The sequence below is a fragment of the Nocardia sp. NPDC052112 genome (assembly GCF_040680135.1).
In the GTDB taxonomy this organism is placed as follows: Bacteria; Actinomycetota; Actinomycetes; order Mycobacteriales; family Mycobacteriaceae; genus Nocardia.
In genome coordinates, this window is record NZ_JBFAWD010000023.1 from 37,536 (window position 1) to 55,518 (window position 17,983).

Consider the following 17,983-nt stretch of genomic DNA (forward strand, 5'->3'; position numbering starts at 1 on the left):
CTCAGACACCCTCTTGGTCAGAACGGCTACGGATATCGGTGACGATAGCGGAGAAGTCCTTGCCCGCCTCCGTCTGGTTGAACCGGGTGTAGATCTCGGCGGCGAGCAGCCCGAGTCGGCCGTCGACGTCGTTATCGCGCAGGGCGTTCGCGGCCAGGCCGAGGTCCTTGGTCATCAATGCCGTGGCGAAACCGGGCTGGTAGTCGTTGTTGGCCGGGCTGGTCGGCACGGGTCCGGGGACCGGACAGTAGCTGGTCAGCGCCCAGCTCTGACCGGATGCGGTCGAGACCACATCGAAGAACGACTGGTGGCTCAGGCCCAGTTTCTCGCCGAGTACCAGGGCCTCGGACAGGCCGATCATCGAGATGCCGAGCAGCATGTTGTTGCAGATCTTCGCGGCCTGGCCGACGCCGGAGCCACCGCAGTGCACCACCTTGCCGCCCATCACCTGGAGCACCTCGAGCGCATCGGCGAAGTCGGCGGCGTCGCCGCCCACCATGAAGGTCAGCGTGCCCGCGGCAGCACCCGCGACACCACCGGAGACCGGGGCGTCCAGTGCGCGATGGCCCGCATCGATGGCGCGGGCCGCGGCCGCCTTGGCATCGGCGACATCGATGGTGGAGCAGTCGATGAACAGCGTGCCCGGATTCGCGGCGGGGAGCAGGTCGGCGTAGACGTCGAGGACCAGCTTGCCATTGGGCAGCATGGTGATCACGACATCGCGGCCCGCGGCGGCCGTGGCGGCCGAATCCACCACCGTGGCACCGTCTTTGCGTGCCTGCTCCTGTGCGGCGGGAACCGGATCGAAGGCCAGCACGTCATATCCGGCCTCGACCAAGTTCGCGGCCATCGGCCCGCCCATATGGCCGAGGCCGAGGAAACCGATCTTCTTCGTCATTCGCTTGCCTCCAAACCCAGTTCCTTATCGCCCAATTCGACGAAGTACGCGTCGACCTGTTCCGCGGTGACATCGGCCAGCATCGCGGGCGACCACTGCGGGTTGCGGTCCTTATCGATCACCTGCGCGCGGATGCCTTCGACCAGATCGTGCGAGCCCAACGCGGCGATGGACACGCGATACTCCTCGTCGAGCACCTCCTCGAGACTCTGCGCGACCCGGGCCGCGCGCAGCGAGCGCAACGTGACCTTCAGTGCCACAGGCGATTTCGCGAGCAGCTCGGTCGCGGCCTTGGCGGCCTCCGGCGAACCGTGCGCCCGCAGCCGATCGACGATCTCCTCGACGGTATCGGCGCGGTAGCAGGCATCGATCCAGTCCTGCTGGGCGAGGATTTCGGACTCCGGTGCGTCCGTGGCGAATTTGGCGATGGCGATCTCGGCGGTCTCGGTCCGCAGCGTTTCCAGCAGTGCCGGAATATGTTCCGAGGCCACGTAGTAATCGGCGAAACCCGCGGCAATGGCGTCACCGGCATTCATCCGCGCGGTGGTCAGTGCGACGTGCGTACCGATTTCGCCCGGCGTACGAGCGAGCAGGTAGGTGCCACCGACATCCGGTATGAAGCCGATGCCGACTTCCGGCATACCGATCTTGGAGCGCTCGGTGACGATCCGATGGCTGCCGTGGCCGGAAAGCCCGACGCCGCCACCCATCACGATGCCGTCCATGACCACGACATACGGCTTCGGATAGCGGCCGATCAGGGCGTTCAGAATGTACTCGTCGCGCCAGAAGTCGCCGGTGACCGAATCCGCGTTGGCGGCAGAACGACCACGCAACGCGACCGCGTCGTTGTGGATGGCGACGATATCGCCGCCCGCACAGAGCCCACGCTCGCCCGCGCCGGTGACGACGACGGTGCGCACCTCGTCGTCATCCGCCCACACCCGCAGTGCGGCGGAAATGGCGAGGACCATCGGATGATTCAGCGCATTGATCGCCTTGGGCCGGTTCAGCGTGATCAGACCGAGTCCGTCCCGCTTGTCGATGAGAACTTCGGATTCCGTCATGCTGCTCCTACCACCGAGCGGGCGACGACCACCCGCATGATTTCGTTGGTGCCCTCCAGAATCTGGTGCACCCGCAGATCGCGGACGATCTTCTCCACGCCGTATTCGGCCAGGTATCCGTAACCACCGTGCAGCTGCAGCGCCTTGTTCGCGACCTCGAATCCGGCGTCGGTCGTGAATCGCTTTGCCATGGCACATAATTCGACTTTGTCGTCGGCATCCGCATCCAGTGCCGCCGCGGCCCGCCACAGCAGGGTCCGCGCCGCCTCCAGCGCGGTACGCATATCCGCGAGCTGGAATTGCAACGCCGGGTTGTCCAGCAGACGGCTGTTGAACGCCTTGCGCTGGGCCAGGTACGCCACCGATTTCTCCAGCGCCGCCTGGCCGCCGCCCAATGAACAGGCGGCGATATTGAGCCGACCGCCATTGAGCCCGTTCATGGCGATGCGGAAGCCATTGCCCTCGCCGCCGAGCATATTGGCGGCGGGCACCCTGACGTTGTCCAGCATCACCTGACGAGTGGGCTGGGCATTCCACCCCATCTTCTTCTCATTGGCGCCGAAGGAAATTCCCGGAGTGCCGGCCGGAACGATGAATGCCGAAATCCCACGTGCACCCGCATCGCCGGTACGCGCCATGATGACGTACACATCGGTGCTACCCGCACCGGAGATGAATTGCTTTACCCCGGTGAGCAGGTAGTCGTCACCGTCGCGAACGGCCTTGGTACTCAAGGCCGCCGCATCCGATCCGACGCCGGGCTCGGTGAGCGCATAGCTGCCGAGCCATTCCATCGAGGTCAGCCGGGGCAGCCAATGGCTGCGCTGCTCGGCATTGCCGTAGTTGTCGATCATCCACGAAACCATGTTGTGGATGGAGATATACGCCGCGATGGCGGGGCAGCCGGTGGCCAGCTGTTCGAAGATGCGCACGGCATCGAGCCTGCGCAGTCCGGAGCCGCCGACATCCTCGCCGATATAGATACCGCCCATGCCGAGCGAACCCGCCTTGCGCAGCACATCCACTGGAAAGTGCTTCTGCTCATCCCATTCCAGGGCGTTCGGGGCGAGGTATTCGTCGGCGAAGTCGCGCGCCATTTCGGCAATGGCGCGCTCGTCGTCATTCAGTGCGAACACGATCGTCGACCTCCCGTCGGTGAGCTGCTCAGTCCATCGTCGGAATGACGAAGTGGTCGGCCGCGGAGCGACCGGAGAACACAGCGTCCTTTACACCGCCGGGCCAGCGCTGGGTGACGGTCTTGGTCTTGGTGTAGAAGCGAATCGAATCCGGGCCGTGCTGGTTCAGGTCGCCGAATCCGGAACGCTTCCAACCACCGAAGGTGTGGTACGCGATCGGCACCGGAATCGGCACATTGATGCCGACCATGCCGACCTGCACGCGGGCGGCGAAATCCCGTGCGGTATCGCCGTCGCGGGTGAAGATCGCGACGCCGTTGCCGTATTCGTGCTCGTTGGGCAGCGCGAGCGCGGCGTCGTAGTTGTCGGCCCGCACGATGGACAGCACCGGGCCGAAGATCTCTTCCCGGTAGATCCGCATTTCCGGGGTGACGTTGTCGAAAAGCGTCGCGCCGGTGAAATAGCCGCCTTCGCCGCCGGCGACCGCGAGGCCTCGGCCGTCGATGACCAGCTCGGCACCCTCGTCGACGCCGATCTGGACGTAGTTCTCGACTCGGCCGAGCGCGTCCTTGGTGACCAGCGGGCCGAAATCGGCACCGGCATCGTCGGAGCGTCCGACATTCAGCTTGCCGATGCGCTCGATCAGCTTCTCGCGCAGCCGATCCGCGGTCTCCTGGCCGACCGGGACGGCGACCGAGATGGCCATACAGCGCTCGCCCGCCGAGCCGTAGCCCGCGCCGATGAGCTGGTCGGCGACATCGTCGAGGTCGGCGTCCGGCATCACGATCGCATGATTCTTGGCGCCGCCGAAGCATTGCGCACGTTTGCCATTCGCGGTCGCGGTCTCGTAGATGTACTGCGCGATCGGGGTGGAGCCGACGAAGCCGACGGCCTTGACGGTCGGCGAATGCAGGATCGCGTCGACGGCTTCCTTATCGCCGTTGACCACGTTGAATACGCCAGCGGGCAGACCTGCCTGGAGGAACAACTCGGCCAGCCGCAACGGCACCGAGGGATCACGCTCGGATGGCTTGAGCACGAAGGCATTTCCGCAGGCCAGCGCCGGGCCGGCCTTCCACAGCGGGATCATGGCCGGGAAGTTGAACGGGGTGATGCCCGCGACCACGCCGAGCGGCTGGCGCATGGAGTAGACGTCGATGCCGGTGCCCGCGCTCTCGGTGTACTCACCCTTGAGCAGATGCGGAATACCCGCCGCGAATTCGATGACCTCGATTCCGCGCTGGATATCCCCCTTGGCGTCGGCGATGGTCTTGCCGTGCTCGGCGGACAGCAGTGCCGCAAGGGAATCCATCTCGTCCTGCACGAGCGTCAGGAACTTCATCAGCACCCTGGCCCGCTTCTGCGGGTTGAACGCGGCCCACACCCGCTGCGCCTCGGCCGCATTCGCGATGACGGCATCGACCTCGGCTCGACTCGCCAGCGGCACCCGCGCCTGCACCTGGCCGGTATTCGGGTCGAAGACATCGCCGAAGTTGCCCGAGGCCCCGGCGACATGCCGTCCGCCTATGAAGTGAGTGAGTTCGCGAACCATGCCAGTCCTGTTCTCGTAGTCGACGCAATCTACGGTCATCCTATAGTTGGATGTCCAAGTAAATATAGGCACTGTGATTCATCCCACGGCAACCCTCGAGCAATCCGCCGCGCGAGCGGCAGGTCAGACAGAGGGCTTCGAGGAGCGGGTGAGCACTAGTGCGCCGACGGCGAGTACTACCGCGCCACCGATCACGATCGCGACCATTACTCCGACTTCGCCATCGAACCGAGTGGCGACCGCCATGCCGACGGCGAGCGCGACCGTCACGCTGCCGCCGATCACCAGGACCGTCGAACGTTGCGTCGCATACAGGACAAAACAAACAACGGCTACCAGCGCGGCCGGCACGAACCCCCAATGCCCCGGACTGGTGTCGGCGGTCACCGCACCCGCGTCCGCGATGAGGATCGCAATGACATACCCCGACCAGTTCTCGACGAGCAAGCCGAACCTGGTGAGCGCGAACCAGATCCCGCCGAGGGCGAGCAGGCCGAGGCCGACCCAGACCTCGTCGACATCGAAGACCTCGTCGAGCAACACCAGGACCAGAACAACGCTGTACCAGGCCGCGGCGAAGATGCCGATGACCGACGGCAAGGCCGCGTAACCGAGCACGGCCACCACAAGACCCGCGCTGCATGCGCAGACCAAGGCATTGTCGGAGTCGCCGCCTTCGAAGACCGAGCCCACCGTCACGGCCACCGATACGGATGCGAGCGCGAAGAGCGCCGTGGCGAGCCGCGAGCGGGATGCGCGCGCAACCGTTGTGCGCGTGAATAATCCGGCGGTGCCACCGGCCAGCGCGATCCCGCCGAGTGCGAGACCGACGGATACCAGCCCGAAGATGACGATGCGGCCGGTCCGCTGCAGGTCATCCCAGGAAGACGCGACCAGTAGGGCGAGCGCGCCCAACATCGAACCGGCGCCGATATAGGCGGCGATCTCGGCGAACAGCCTGCCCGGCGACTCGTGCTTCGTCCGCTCCGCCGCCAGTGCCTTCGCAACCGCCGCGCGCTGGACTTCGGTCAATACACCTTCGTCGACCAGCCGCCGCAAGGCCGCCCCCGACCGATCGTGGATCCCCATGTATCGAGTATGGCCGCTACATCGACAGTTGTTGACTGCTCCATACCGATCCTTGGCTCGGGGTGCGATCCTGCCAGTGGAAATGTTCGCTATCCGGCAGCTGCCTCCATCGGAACTCGAGCCTGGGTGGATGTCGCGGGTTGCGGTCACGGTGAGCGGAATCCCTGGGCAACCGTTCGGCCACCGATGTGGGCGCGTTCATCTGGCGCAGTGACAGCCATCACCGTAGAATTAGTTTGACGTCCTAGTATCGGGCGCCAAACAGGATCTCCCCCGGAGGACCCCGTGGCCGACAGCACCGCGCTCCACACTCCCATCCATCCCGTCCGATTCGTGACCTCGGCCGCGCTCTTCGACGGGCATGATGCGGCGATCAACATCATGCGGAGAATCCTGCAGGCGCAGGGCGCCGAGGTCATTCACCTCGGACACAATCGCGCGGTCAGCGAGGTTGTGGACGCGGTGCTCACCGAGGATGCCCAGGGTGTCGCGGTGAGTTCGTATCAGGGCGGACATGTCGAGTATTTCGAATATCTCGCCGACGCACTGAAGAAGGCCGGTGCCGACCATGTCCGGATCTTCGGCGGTGGCGGCGGGGTGATCGTCGCCGAGGAGATCGCGCGCCTCGCCGAATCCGGGGTGACCATCTTCTCCCCCGAAGACGGCCAGCGACTCGGTCTGCCCGGCATGATCAATCAGCTCATCCGCACCTGCGATGTCGATCTCGCCGCCGAGCCACCGGTGCTGGACGCCGTACTCGCCGGTGAGCGGGCCGCGCTCGCCCGCACGATCACCTGCCTGCAGCAGGACACGCTGCCGGAGTCCGATCGGCGGACCCTGGTATCGGCCGCCGCCGCGCGCAGGGTGCCGGTGCTCGGCATCACCGGCACGGGCGGCTCCGGAAAGTCCTCGCTCACTGATGAATTGGTGCGTCGCCTGCGCTCGGATCAGCAGGACAAGTTGCGCGTCGCGATTCTCGCGGTCGATCCGACCCGGCGCCGCGGCGGCGGTGCACTGCTCGGCGACCGCATCCGGATGAACGCCCTCGACGGCGACCACATCTTCTTCCGCTCACTGGCCACCCGCGGCGGCCACGAATTGCCGCAGAATATCGACGCCATCGTGACCGCCTGCAAGGCAGCGGGATACGACCTGGTCATCCTGGAAACCCCGGGCATCGGCCAAGGCGATGCCGCGGTCACCGATCACGTCGACGTGTCGATGTATGTGATGACACCGGAATTCGGCGCGGCCTCCCAGCTCGAGAAGATCGACATGCTGGACTACGCGGATGTGGTGGCGATCAATAAGTTCGAGCGCCGCGGCGCGGAGGATGCCCTGCGTGATGTCTCGCGGCAGCTGATTCGCAATCGCGAGGAGTTCAGCCGATCGCCCGAGGAGATGCCGGTATTCGGCACCAGCGCGGCCACGTTCAACGATGACGGGGTGACCGCGCTCTACCAGCACCTCACCGGATTGCTCGCCGAGCGTGGCCTGCACATGGAGCCCGGTGTCCTTCCGACGGTGGATACCCGCTCCTCCACCAGGTTCGCGCAGATCATCCCGCCCGCCAGGGTGCGCTATCTCGCCGAAATCGCCGAGACGGTCCGCGACTATCACGCCGATACCGCGTCGCAAATTGTTGCGGCCCAACGCCTACAGCGGCTCGAACAGGTGGCTGCCGAGCTGCCCGATGACGTCGCGGTGGCCGAGCTCACCGACAAGGCCCGCGACGCACTGCATGCCGACAACGCCGAACTGCTCGCGGGTTGGCCCGAACTGGCCGAATCCTATCGGGGCGAAGAGCAGGTGGTTCGCGTTCGTGATCGCGAGATCCATACCCCGCTGCGCCGGGAGACGCTGTCCGGCAATTCCATTCCGCGTGTCGCACTGCCGCGCTTCACCGATCACGGTGAGCTGCTTCGATTCCTGCGCTCGGAGAATCTGCCCGGACGGTTCCCGTTCACCGCGGGCGTCTTCGCGTTCAAGCGCGATAACGAGGATCCGGCGCGGATGTTCGCCGGTCAGGGCGATCCGTTCCGCACCAACCGGCGCTTCAAGGTGCTCAGCGAACATGCCGAAGCGACAAGGCTTTCCACTGCCTTCGATTCGGTGACGCTCTACGGTCACGATCCTGCCGAACGTCCGGATATCTACGGCAAGGTCGGCACCTCCGGTGTCTCGATCGCCTCCCTCGACGATATGAAGGCGCTCTACGACGGCTTCGACCTGACCGCGCCGACCACCTCGGTATCGATGACCATCAACGGCCCGGCTCCCACCATCCTGGCCTATTTCCTCAACACCGCCATCGACCAGGCGCTGGAACGCTTCTGCGCCGCCGAGGGCCGCGAGCCTACCGCCGAGGAGGCTACCGACATCACAGCGCGCACCCTGGCGACAGTGCGCGGCACCGTTCAGGCCGACATCCTCAAGGAGGATCAGGGCCAGAATACCTGCATCTTCTCCACCGAATTCAGCCTGCGCATGATGGCCGATATCCAGGAATGGTTCGTGCGCAACGGCGTTCGCAACTTCTACTCGGTCTCGATCTCCGGCTATCACATCGCCGAGGCCGGTGCGAATCCGATCAGTCAGCTGGCCTTCACCCTCGCCAACGGATTCACCTATGTCGAGGCATATCTCGCGCGCGGCATGCGGATCGACGACTTCGCACCGAACCTGTCGTTCTTCTTCTCCAACGGCATGGATCCGGAATATTCGGTCATCGGCCGGGTGGCGCGGCGGATCTGGGCCGTTGCCATGCGAGATCGCTACGGCGCCAACGAGCGTTCGCAGAAATTGAAGTACCACGTGCAGACCTCGGGCCGGTCGCTGCACGCACAGGAGATGAGCTTCAACGACATTCGCACCACCCTGCAGGCGCTCATCGCCATCTACGACAACTGCAACAGCCTGCACACCAACGCCTATGACGAGGCGGTGACCACGCCCACCGAGGAATCGGTGCGGCGCGCGCTGGCCATCCAGCTCATCATCAACCGCGAGTGGGGCATCGCGATGAACGAAAACCCGCTCCAGGGCAGCTTTCTCATCGATGAACTCACCGACCTCGTGGAGGAGGCCGTGCTCGCCGAATTCGATCGCATCAGCGAGCGCGGCGGGGTGCTCGGCGCCATGGAGACCGGCTATCAGCGCGGCAAGATCCAAGACGAATCCATGCGCTACGAGCACCGCAAACACGATGGCTCGCTGCCGATCATCGGCGTCAATACCTTCCGCAACCCACACGGCGAGCCGCATCAGGTCATCGAATTGGCGCGCGGCACCGAGGCCGAGAAGCAGTCCCAGTTGCGGCGCGTGCGCCAATTCCAGAACGACCACCGCGATGCCGCACATGCCGCCCTCGCCCGCTTGGACGCGGTGGCCCGCACCGACGACAACATCTTCGAGGTGCTGATGGACGCCGCACGGGTCTGCACTCTGCAGCAGATCACCGACACCTTCTTCACCGTCGGCGGCCAGTACCGGCGCAACGTGTGAAATAGGCTGGGCCGTCAGAAGATTCGCACCTCCGGAATGGCATCCATCTGACGTGCCCACTCCGGGTACTTCGCCAGCTTCGCCTCGTGCAGCGCCATGATCTTGTCGCGCAGTTCGGAATCCGGCTCATCCGAGACGTCGGGTCCGATGGCGATCTTCTGGAAGTGCGGGATGATCTGCGGATCACCGGCCAGGTGGACCGGATCGTGCAGATAGCGCTCCATCGCCGCCAGATCTTCGATGCCGACGCAATAGGCGTGGGTCAGCCCTTCGCTCGTATCGCCGAGATTTTGGCCGACGGTCGCAAAGGACACCGATTCGACCGATGCGGTGCGCTTCATCAGCGCTAGCACCTCGGCCTTCTGTGCCTCGGTCGTCTCCTCGCGGAAGCCGAAGCGCAGCAGATGAACGATCATGGAAACCTCCCTGAATTGAACCTGTTAGTTCAATCTAAATAACTGACTGGTAGATGCACAAGAGTGAACCCATGAGTTCAGTCGAAGTCACTGAGGCGCTAATATGCGGGGGTGACGGGTACGACGACGGCGCGCGGCCGCATCGATAAACGGCAGGCGATCCTGGACGTCGCCTTCACCGTCTTCGCGCGCCGCGGCTACGACAAGGCCTGTGTGCAGGAGATCGCGGATGAGGCGGGTGTCGCCAAACCGACGGTCTACAACCACCTCAATGACAAGCAGACCCTCTTCCGGCACGCCGTGCTGGCCGCCGCCGATGCCGTGGCCGCCGAAACCCTCGCGATCATCGATCGCCTGCGCGCGCCCGCCGACGATCTGCCCGCCGCCCTCACCGCAACGGCGCGCGCACTGCTCGCGGAATGCTCCGGCGCGCGCGCCCGCTCATTGCGGGCACTGACCTACGCGCAGCTCGCGACCTTCCCAGACCTCGCCGACGCCGTGCTGGAGCGCACCTCGCGGCACATCGCCGAGGCGCTGGCCGATCGGCTTGCGCGACTCACCCTGTCGGGTCGGCTGCGGACCGATGATCCGGCGCAGGCCGCCGAACAGCTGCTCGCCCTGCTCACCGCGCCGCTCGAGGCGCGATCCCAGCTCGGCACCCGCGAGGTGAACGACGCCGAGCTGAGCGATATCGCCGATGCGGCGGTGCGGACGTTCCTGTCCGCATACGGTTCCCGCTGAATCCGAACGCGCCCGCCCACGTGCATGTGACAATCGCGAGGTCAGGGCCTTCGGCGTGGTAGGGACAGCGGACATGGATCTCTCGGATATCCGGATCATCGATGCGCACATTCATCAGTGGGATCCGTTCCGGACGCCGCGCGAATTCAGCCAGACCGCGAAATTGCTCCGGATGCTGCCCATTCCGATCGATCTGGCCAAGCGGGTGGCACCACGGCGGGACCGAGAATTCGTCGGGGATCCGACCGCCTATACGAATCCATATCTGCCCACGAATTACCGTGCGGATGCCGATGGCGTCCCGGTCGAATCGATCGTCCATATCGAGGTCGGGTGGACTGGGACGGGGCCTCTGGCCAGAGCCGATGAGACCAAATGGGTGGCCGGGCTGCCATTCGGCGGCGACAATCCGGCACTCGGCGCGATCATCGGGAGTGCCGATCCGGCGGCACCGGAGTTCGCGATGCTGCTCGATGCGCATATGTCCGCATCGCCGCTGCTGCGCGGCATTCGAGCGCACGTCGCGCACCATCCCGATCCGGATGTCCGGCCGTATACCGAGCACGCGGGCGCGCTCGGCACCAAGGAATTCCTGAACGGCTTCGCGGCATTGGCCGAGCGCGGGCTGTCTTTCGAGGCGTGGGTGTACTCGCATGCACTACCCGATGTGACGGCACTGGCCCAACGCTATCCGGAAGTCCCGATTGTGCTCGACCACCTAGCCACACCCGCAGGGATTTTCGGCCCGGTCGGCAAGCGCACCGGAACGAATCCGAGTCTGCGTCGGGAACTTTTCATCCGCTGGCGCGACAGTCTCACCGCGCTCGCCGAAAACCCCAATGTGGTGGCGAAAGTCAGTGGCTTGATGATGCCGATCCTCGGTCACCCAGTGCCGCCAGGTGGCACGTCGACACCGATTCCGATGCTGCTGGATCGAATTCGCCCGCTCGTCGAGCACGCTTTCGATGTCTTCGGCGCGGACCGGCTGCTGTGGGGCTCCAATTTTCCGGTGGACAAACCGGTTACGACCATCGCCGACAGCGCCGAGGTCATCGCCACCGCGATAATCGAGCACGGCGGCGGCCATAAAGAGTTGGAGCAGATCTTCCGTACCAACGCCCAACGTACCTACCGAATCGAATCCTGAACCAGGTCGCCCGGCGCAGTGGGCACTTCGCTCAGGCGATGAAGGCTGCGGCGATTTCGCGGGTCAGGGTGTCGCGAGCGGTGGCAAGGGATGGGCCGTACCAGGTGAGGCTGCGGCCTTCGACCAAGGCGACCGGCAAGCCCGGGAAGGCATCGGGGCCATCGGATCTGGTGAATACGTACGGTTCGTCGGGGAGCAGGACGAGCTCGACATCGCGAGTCAACTCGTCCTCGGAGACGTGTGGATAGCGCTCGGCGCGGTCGGCGTGCACGAGCCGCAGACCGAGGCGCGCCGCCAGGTCACCGGTGAAGGTGTTGTGCCCGACCACCATCCAAGGATTGCGCCAGATCGGGATTACCACATTGCGCGGCGATGCGGGAGACGGTGCAGCCCAGGCTATTTCGGCCTCGATGAGCCAAGCCGGCACCGAACCGTCCAGCGCCTCGGTGAAAAGTCGGCGCAGCGAGGCGAAGCCGTCCGCCAACGTTTCGATGCTGGTGACCCACACCGGGATCCCCGCATCCCGCAACCGCTCCACATCGATGCGGCGATTCTCTTCCTGATTGCACAGCACCAGATCCGGTGCTAGCTCGATGATTCGGCGCACATTCGGATTCTTGGTGCCACGAACCCGCTCAAGGTCCAGGTCTGCGGGATGGGTGCACCAATCCGTCGCCGCGACAAGGACTTCGGGGCGACTCACCGCGACGGCCTCGGTCAGCGAAGGCACCAGCGACACCACCCGACGCACCGGGCGGTCGATGGGCACGGAGGCGCCCAGATCGTCGGTCATGACAGAACCGCCTCGGCCGCGGCGGCAATCGGGTCGTCCAGCGCCCAGGCCCGCACGGCCACTTCGATGCTGGCGGGCTCGTCATCCTCGAGCACCAGGTCGATGAGCAGATCGAGCCGATCGTGCGGATCGAGGTCGGCGGCTTCGATCTCGCGCGGGTACTCCGTAGTGTGTATCTCCTCGAAGTTGGCGAGCAGCGCGGTTTTGTAGCCGGGCATGTCGGAAAAGTGGTGGTAGCAGGAGCGGGTGCCGAGTCCGGTCGCCGTAACCGGTTCGTCGATCGTGCGTCCGATCGGCCGGACCGTGCCGCGCATCATCAGCGATCCATGCCTTCGTAGAGTGCGCGGATATCGCGCATTCCGGCCGCGGCCATCGGTTCGTCCTCGGCGCTCATGCGCAGTGCGCGGCGGAGCAGGGTTGGGTCGAGGTCATCGATGGCGGGGCGGAATTCGAGCTTCGGCAGGTCGGGCAGTTGGCCGCGGTCGCCGTAGGGATCGTCGGAAACCGCTGGGGTCGCATCACGTTCGATACCGACAATGAGGGTGTCCAGATCGAGGCCGCGCAGGGTGAGGATTTCGCGGGGGCGCTCATCGAGACGTTCGGCCAGCAAATAACAGACCGCGGCCACATGTTTGCACGGCCAGCCGGGATCCGGACAGGTGCAGGAGAAGTCGAGATCCGCGGCCGTGGTCGGAAGCAGATGCTCGCCGAGACTCGTCGGCAATGCGCCGGAGGCGATTTCGGCCAGTACACCCGGCGTGGCCCGGATGGTCTCGATGAGCAGTTCGAGCTCCTCGTCGCGCAGTGGCCGAATGGCGAAAACCGAGGTGAACGGACGCGGCTGGCTCCCTTGCACTTCCGCGGTGACCGCACCAGGCTCGATCCGATAGCTCACGACCTGTCCGGCCCTGGCGTAGGTGCGGCCGCGGGCGAGCCGACCGGGTTCGGCCATCTGCTCGACCGCATCGATCAGGGCCTTACCCCACCAGGTGCGCCCGAATCCGCCACGGCGGCTGCGTGCCTCGACCCCGCCGCGTACCGGGCGGCGCTTGCCGTACTTGCTGTAGTCGTCGAAGGGACTCAATCGCCGACCGCCTCCGCGCCGAGGGCGAACAGCCGGTGCAGTTCGTCCGTGCTCAATTCGGTGATCCAGTTTTCGCCCGCACCGATGGCCAGATCGGCGAGTTGACGTTTACCGCTGATCATTTCGTCGATCTTCTCCTCGATGGTGTCGACGCAGATCAGTTTGCGCACCTGCACATTGCGCTGCTGACCGATTCGGTAGGCGCGGTCGGTGGCCTGGTTCTCGACCGCGGGATTCCACCAACGGTCCAGGTGCACGACATGGTTGGCGGCCGTCAGATTCAAGCCGGTGCCACCGGCCTTGAGCGATAGCAACATCAGCGGTGGGCCATCCGGTGTCCCGAACCGCTCGACCATGCTGTCGCGCTGCTTCTTCGGCACGCCACCGTGCAGGAACGGGATCGCCGCGCCGAAGCGCTCGGTCAGATAGGGCGTGATGAGATCGCCGAATTCGCGGAACTGGGTGAACAGCAATGCCTTCTCACCGTCGGCAAGTACCGCCTCGAGTACGTCCTCCACCAGGGCGAGCTTGCCGGAGCGGTGGCCGCCGCGGTGCAGCACGCCGGAACCGTCGCCGAGGAAATGCGCGGGATGGTTGCAGACCTGTTTGAGCCGGGTCAGCGCGCCGAGTACGGCGCCCTTGCGAGCCATGCCCTTCGCATCCTTCAGTTTGGCCATCATGTCGTCGACGACCGCCTGGTACAGCGCCGCCTGCTCGACGGTCAGATTGGCGCGCACCGTCATCTCCAGCTTCTCCGGCAGGTCGCTGATCACGGCGGGATCGGTTTTCACCCGCCGCAGCACGAACGGCTGCGTGACCGTGTGCAGTCGGCTGATGGCATTCTCGTCCCGATCACGTTCGATCGGCACGGCGAAGCGGGCACGGAAAGTCTGTGCGCTACCGAGCACCCTCGGCATCGTGAAGTCCAGAATCGAGCGCAATTCTTCGAGACGGTTCTCCACCGGAGTTCCGGTGAGTGCCAACCGATGCCGGGCAGGCAGTGCCCGTGCCGCCTTCGCCTGTCTGGTCCCCGCATTCTTGATGTGCTGCGCCTCGTCGAGCACCACCCGATCCCACTGCTGGCGTGCCAATTCGGCTGCGTCCCTCGCCAAGAGCGAGTATGTGGTGATCACCAGATCCGCAGCCGCGACGGCTTCGTCCAGTTCCGTGCCGGACTTGCGGCCGACACCGTGGTGCACCAATACCCGCAGATCAGGGGCGAACCGCGCCGCCTCGCGCTGCCAGTTGCCGACGACCGACATCGGGCACACGAGCAGCGTCGGCACAGCGCCGTCGGCTCCGGCGCCCTCGCGCTCGTGCACGAGCAGAGCCAGTACCTGCACGGTTTTACCCAGCCCCATGTCATCGGCCAGGATTCCGCCGACGCCGTAGCGGCTCATGGTGGCGAGCCAGGCCAACCCACGCTCCTGATACGGCCGCAACTGCGCCTTCAGCCCGACCGGCGCGGTCACCGGTACCGGCTCTCGGGTCCGGTCCAAAAGGTCTGCGGCCCAGCCGGTTGCGCTGACCTCGGTGATCGGAACCTTCTCGACATGTCCGGTAACGAGTTCGCCGACCAGATCGGCGAAGGTGATTTCGCTGTCGTCGAGATGAGCGGCGACGTAGCGGGCGGCGGCGGCCAGCACCTTGTGGTCGGCCTGCACCCATTCGCCGCGCAACTGCACCAGATCCGATTTCGAGCGGACCAACCGTGCCATTTCGGCCTTGGTCAGTACGGTATCGCCGAGGGCGAGTTCCCAACGGTAGGAGACGAGTCCGCGCATGCCCACCGTGCTCTCGGCGGCGGGTACGGCGCTCTCCACGCGTAGCCGCATGGTCGGGGCGCTGATATTCCAGGCTCGCGGCAGCAGCAACCGCACCCCGGCCGCCTGTAGGGCGTGCGCGCCGTGTTCCACCAGATCCGCGACCACCTCGGTCGGCAGCAGCAGATCCATCGACTGCGGATCGTTCGGCAGGTCGCGCAGGCGCGGATACGCCCGCGTCGCCTCCCCCAACTTCTCGATCGCGGTGCGGACCAGCACCGGATCACCCAGCAGCGGAACCGGATTCGGTGCTTCACCAGCGGCACGCAGACAGACCTGCAGGCGCCACAGCGCCACCACGTCATCGACATCGGTATCGGCCTCGCCGAGTGCGATATCACCCTCGGGCTCCAGCAGCCGCAGCACCAACTCGGGCTCGTCCCCGGTCAGACTCGCCCGCCAGCGTTCCAACACCTCGGCCAGCTGATGGCTGCCGCCATCCAGGGCGACGTCATCGATGAGTGCGGCCACCAGCGGATGCGCGGACGGCGGTGGATCCAGCAACTCCCGGACGATCGGATCGGCGAGTTCGGTGACCATATCCTCGAGCAGCATCCCCGGCTTCCCCGCGACGCGCAGCGCGGGCGGCATGGCCACCGCCAATTCCGCCAGCCAGGCCCGCTGCCGCTCACCACCGACCAACCGCCAGCGCACCCACCACTGCCCGTCGTCGCGGCGCAGTTCGGGCGCCACCCGTCCGGCCCGCACCCACCGCTCGATACCGTGCGCCACATGCGCGAGAAACCGCAGATCCCCCGAAACGGTGTCGACCGGCAGCCGCTGTCGCAGTGCGACCGCGGCCGCCGCGGGCACCATCGCATGCGCCCTGACCTGCTCGGTCTCCTCCTGCGACCCGCTGACCAGCACGTGCGCCCGATGCCGGAACTTCGACGCCGCCAGCACCCCGCCCAACGGTTCGGGTAGCGCGACCGGGGCCTCCTGCCAGAGCAGCAAGCCCGATCCCGGCGACCACAGACCGTGCAGCATCACCCCATCCAATCAGGCGGGTCCGACAGCCGCTGCGGCCATCCTCGGCCAGTGATCGCGGGACGCTCAGTCGAGTTCGTAATCGAACCAGATGTGGTGCACACCGTCGGTGTCGACGGTGAGACCGCCGGTGCCGGTGATACCGGTCAGCTCACCGGTGCCGCTGGTCGGCACGATGGTGAAGAATTCGGCGGTGCGGTCGGTGCCCTGGGTGGTCGCCGAATGCGCGAAGTTGAAACTCCCCGTGCGATTGTGCAGTGCGCCTTCGAAGGACTCCATCGCGACATACGTCCCGGCGCCCGTCGCCTGGTCGAAAGCAGCGGTGAACAGGGTCGCGGACCGTCCGGTGATCTCGCCCGCGAACTCCTTCTCGATCTGCGCGATGCCGACCGGCAGCGCGGTGGTGATGGCCGGATCCGGCACGACATCGGTTGGGGTGAAGGAGGCGACGGCGAACGTGCCGATTGCTTTCATGCGGCGCAGCGTAACGATGGGTACCGACAACTACTCACGAGTTTTGGCGATGGGCGAGGACCTTGCGCACGACAAGACCCGCGACCAATGCCCAAAAGGCGGCACCGATGCCGAGGAACCCGACACCGGACGCGGCGATCAGGAAGGTGACAACACCCGCCTCGCGGTGCTGTTCGGATTTCAGGGCACCGGTGAGGGCGGCCGCGAGGGTGGCCAGCAGCGCAAGGCCCGCAACGGTTTCCAGCGTGCCCTTGGGCGCGGTGGCGATCAGGGTGACCAGTGCCGCCGAGCCGAGGGCGAGGATCAGATAGGCGCCACCCGTGGTGAAGGCCGCGATCCAGCGGCGCTTCGGATCCGGATGCGCGGGCGGGGCGGCCGAGAGCGCGGCGCTGATCGCGGCCAGATTGATGGCGTGCCCACCCGCCGGTGCGCCGAAAACGGTGCCGATACCCGTGACGGACATCGCAGCGCGCCAAGGGACTTGGTAATCGAAGGACTTCATCACGGCGGTGCCCGGAATGTTCTGGGACGCCATGGTGACGATGTAGAGCGGAATGGCGATACCGATCAGCGCCTGCCAGCTCCAATGCGGCACGGTCAGTTCGAGCGAGGGGCGCATCGCCGCGAGGTCGAGATGCTTGTGCTGTACCGCGATACTGATGGCCGCCCCTATCGCCGCGGTCGCGAAGGCCGCGATCACGGCCCAGCGCTTGGCGAAGCGCTGCAGCACCAGCCACACCACGATCACCGGGACCACCACCGCCGGACTGGCCTGCACGGCTTTCACCGGTGCGAGACACAGCGGCAGCAGCACGCCGGCGAGCATGGCCTGCGCGATCTCCACCGGAATCGCGGCCACCAGATTGCCGAGCCGCTGCCACAGTCCGGTGATCACGATCAGCACACCGGTAACCGCGAACGCCCCGACGGCCGCGGCCCAGCCACCGGCGACCGCGCCGGTGCTGGCGAGCAGTGCCGCACCCGGCGTCGACCAGGCCAGTGTGATCGGCATTCGGTACCGATAACTCAGCAGCAGCATCCCGACGGCCTGGGTGACGCAGAGCGCGAGCAGTCCCGACGCCGCCTGCGCCGAGGAGGCCCCGACCGCCGTCAAACCGCTCAGCACCACCGCGAATGAGCTGGTGAAACCGACCAGCGCGGTGACAACACCTGCCCCGACCGGCTGCGCGAGCCGCACCTCACTACGGACCGGTGCTGAAGTATCGACGAGCGTCGGGGAAAGCCTGGACATTTCTGGAATCCTCCCCGGTC

At 65.8% G+C, this 17,983-nt stretch carries 15 protein-coding genes; 3 read left to right on the forward strand and 12 right to left on the reverse strand.

Annotated features, from left to right (window positions below; all coding sequences use genetic code 11):
* Window position 1: 1 nt before the first annotated feature.
* The 5 genes from mmsB to AB0L58_RS33615 form a co-directional block, all read right to left on the reverse strand.
* Entirely contained in the window at window positions 2-898 is an 897-nt protein-coding gene (gene mmsB, locus AB0L58_RS33595; protein WP_364393290.1) for a 3-hydroxyisobutyrate dehydrogenase, read from the reverse strand.
* The gene (locus tag AB0L58_RS33600) at window positions 895-1,965 is read right to left on the reverse strand and encodes an enoyl-CoA hydratase/isomerase family protein (RefSeq protein WP_364393292.1); all 1,071 of its coding nucleotides are present in this window, start codon (window positions 1,963-1,965) and stop codon (window positions 895-897) included. Before AB0L58_RS33600 ends, mmsB begins: the two co-directional genes overlap by 4 nt.
* Window positions 1,962-3,101, reverse strand: a complete 1,140-nt coding sequence (locus AB0L58_RS33605) for an acyl-CoA dehydrogenase family protein (protein ID WP_364393294.1) — start codon at window positions 3,099-3,101, stop codon at window positions 1,962-1,964. The genes AB0L58_RS33600 and AB0L58_RS33605 overlap by 4 nt, the downstream gene beginning before the upstream one ends.
* 28 nt (window positions 3,102-3,129) lie before the next feature.
* Window positions 3,130-4,653, reverse strand: coding sequence for a CoA-acylating methylmalonate-semialdehyde dehydrogenase (locus AB0L58_RS33610; protein ID WP_364393296.1), 1,524 nt, complete (start codon window positions 4,651-4,653; stop codon window positions 3,130-3,132).
* 123 nt (window positions 4,654-4,776) lie between these two features.
* The gene (locus tag AB0L58_RS33615) at window positions 4,777-5,742 is read right to left on the reverse strand and encodes a DUF2157 domain-containing protein (RefSeq protein ID WP_364393298.1); all 966 of its coding nucleotides are present in this window, start codon (window positions 5,740-5,742) and stop codon (window positions 4,777-4,779) included.
* Between the two features lie 285 nt (window positions 5,743-6,027).
* Here AB0L58_RS33615 and icmF point away from each other — a divergent pair, with 285 nt between their 5' ends.
* Window positions 6,028-9,246, forward strand: coding sequence for a fused isobutyryl-CoA mutase/GTPase IcmF (gene icmF / locus AB0L58_RS33620; RefSeq protein WP_364393301.1), 3,219 nt, complete (start codon window positions 6,028-6,030; stop codon window positions 9,244-9,246).
* Between the two features lie 14 nt (window positions 9,247-9,260).
* Here the strand turns inward: icmF and AB0L58_RS33625 are convergent, their stop codons facing one another.
* A complete protein-coding gene (locus tag AB0L58_RS33625; protein WP_364393303.1) occupies window positions 9,261-9,662 on the reverse strand; it encodes a Dabb family protein in 402 nt (133 codons plus the stop codon).
* A 111-nt stretch (window positions 9,663-9,773) separates the two neighbouring features.
* Between AB0L58_RS33625 and AB0L58_RS33630 the strand changes: the two genes are divergently transcribed.
* Together AB0L58_RS33630 and AB0L58_RS33635 are read left to right on the forward strand one after the other, a co-directional pair.
* Window positions 9,774-10,403: a TetR/AcrR family transcriptional regulator gene (locus tag AB0L58_RS33630; RefSeq protein WP_364393305.1), complete on the forward strand. Its 630-nt coding sequence runs from the start codon at window positions 9,774-9,776 to the stop codon at window positions 10,401-10,403.
* A 73-nt stretch (window positions 10,404-10,476) separates the two neighbouring features.
* On the forward strand, window positions 10,477-11,550 hold the full coding sequence (locus tag AB0L58_RS33635; protein WP_364393308.1) for an amidohydrolase family protein: 1,074 nt from the start codon (window positions 10,477-10,479) through the stop codon (window positions 11,548-11,550).
* 31 nt (window positions 11,551-11,581) lie between these two features.
* Here the strand turns inward: AB0L58_RS33635 and AB0L58_RS33640 are convergent, their stop codons facing one another.
* The 6 genes from AB0L58_RS33640 to AB0L58_RS33665 all read right to left on the reverse strand — a co-directional run bounded on the left by AB0L58_RS33640 (window position 11,582) and on the right by AB0L58_RS33665 (window position 17,963).
* A complete protein-coding gene (locus tag AB0L58_RS33640; RefSeq protein WP_364393310.1) occupies window positions 11,582-12,343 on the reverse strand; it encodes a helical backbone metal receptor in 762 nt (253 codons plus the stop codon).
* The gene (locus AB0L58_RS33645; protein WP_364393312.1) at window positions 12,340-12,660 is read right to left on the reverse strand and encodes a hypothetical protein; all 321 of its coding nucleotides are present in this window, start codon (window positions 12,658-12,660) and stop codon (window positions 12,340-12,342) included. Before AB0L58_RS33645 ends, AB0L58_RS33640 begins: the two co-directional genes overlap by 4 nt.
* Window positions 12,660-13,427: an SWIM zinc finger family protein gene (locus AB0L58_RS33650; RefSeq protein ID WP_364393315.1), complete on the reverse strand. Its 768-nt coding sequence runs from the start codon at window positions 13,425-13,427 to the stop codon at window positions 12,660-12,662. The genes AB0L58_RS33645 and AB0L58_RS33650 overlap by 1 nt, the downstream gene beginning before the upstream one ends.
* Window positions 13,424-16,237: a DEAD/DEAH box helicase gene (locus tag AB0L58_RS33655; RefSeq protein ID WP_364393317.1), complete on the reverse strand. Its 2,814-nt coding sequence runs from the start codon at window positions 16,235-16,237 to the stop codon at window positions 13,424-13,426. Before AB0L58_RS33655 ends, AB0L58_RS33650 begins: the two co-directional genes overlap by 4 nt.
* A 66-nt stretch (window positions 16,238-16,303) precedes the next feature.
* Window positions 16,304-16,711: a DUF3224 domain-containing protein gene (locus tag AB0L58_RS33660; RefSeq protein ID WP_364393319.1), complete on the reverse strand. Its 408-nt coding sequence runs from the start codon at window positions 16,709-16,711 to the stop codon at window positions 16,304-16,306.
* A 34-nt stretch (window positions 16,712-16,745) separates the two neighbouring features.
* Window positions 16,746-17,963, reverse strand: coding sequence for a benzoate/H(+) symporter BenE family transporter (locus AB0L58_RS33665; protein WP_364393321.1), 1,218 nt, complete (start codon window positions 17,961-17,963; stop codon window positions 16,746-16,748).
* Between the last annotated feature and the right edge of the window lie 20 nt (window positions 17,964-17,983).

Bases quoted from the DNA above. Each gene is read 5' to 3' on its own strand.
- mmsB (WP_364393290.1), bottom strand. From the start codon at position 898: ATGACGAAGAAGATCGGTTTCCTCGGCCTCGGCCATATGGGCGGGCCG.
- AB0L58_RS33600 (WP_364393292.1), bottom strand. From the start codon at position 1,965: ATGACGGAATCCGAAGTTCTCATCGACAAGCGGGACGGACTCGGTCTG.
- AB0L58_RS33610 (WP_364393296.1), bottom strand. From the start codon at position 4,653: ATGGTTCGCGAACTCACTCACTTCATAGGCGGACGGCATGTCGCCGGG.
- AB0L58_RS33615 (WP_364393298.1), bottom strand. From the start codon at position 5,742: ATGGGGATCCACGATCGGTCGGGGGCGGCCTTGCGGCGGCTGGTCGAC.
- AB0L58_RS33625 (WP_364393303.1), bottom strand. From the start codon at position 9,662: ATGATCGTTCATCTGCTGCGCTTCGGCTTCCGCGAGGAGACGACCGAG.
- AB0L58_RS33635 (WP_364393308.1), top strand. From the start codon at position 10,477: ATGGATCTCTCGGATATCCGGATCATCGATGCGCACATTCATCAGTGG.
- AB0L58_RS33640 (WP_364393310.1), bottom strand. From the start codon at position 12,343: ATGACCGACGATCTGGGCGCCTCCGTGCCCATCGACCGCCCGGTGCGT.
- AB0L58_RS33645 (WP_364393312.1), bottom strand. From the start codon at position 12,660: ATGATGCGCGGCACGGTCCGGCCGATCGGACGCACGATCGACGAACCG.
- AB0L58_RS33655 (WP_364393317.1), bottom strand. From the start codon at position 16,237: ATGCTGCACGGTCTGTGGTCGCCGGGATCGGGCTTGCTGCTCTGGCAG.
- AB0L58_RS33660 (WP_364393319.1), bottom strand. From the start codon at position 16,711: ATGAAAGCAATCGGCACGTTCGCCGTCGCCTCCTTCACCCCAACCGAT.
- AB0L58_RS33665 (WP_364393321.1), bottom strand. From the start codon at position 17,963: ATGTCCAGGCTTTCCCCGACGCTCGTCGATACTTCAGCACCGGTCCGT.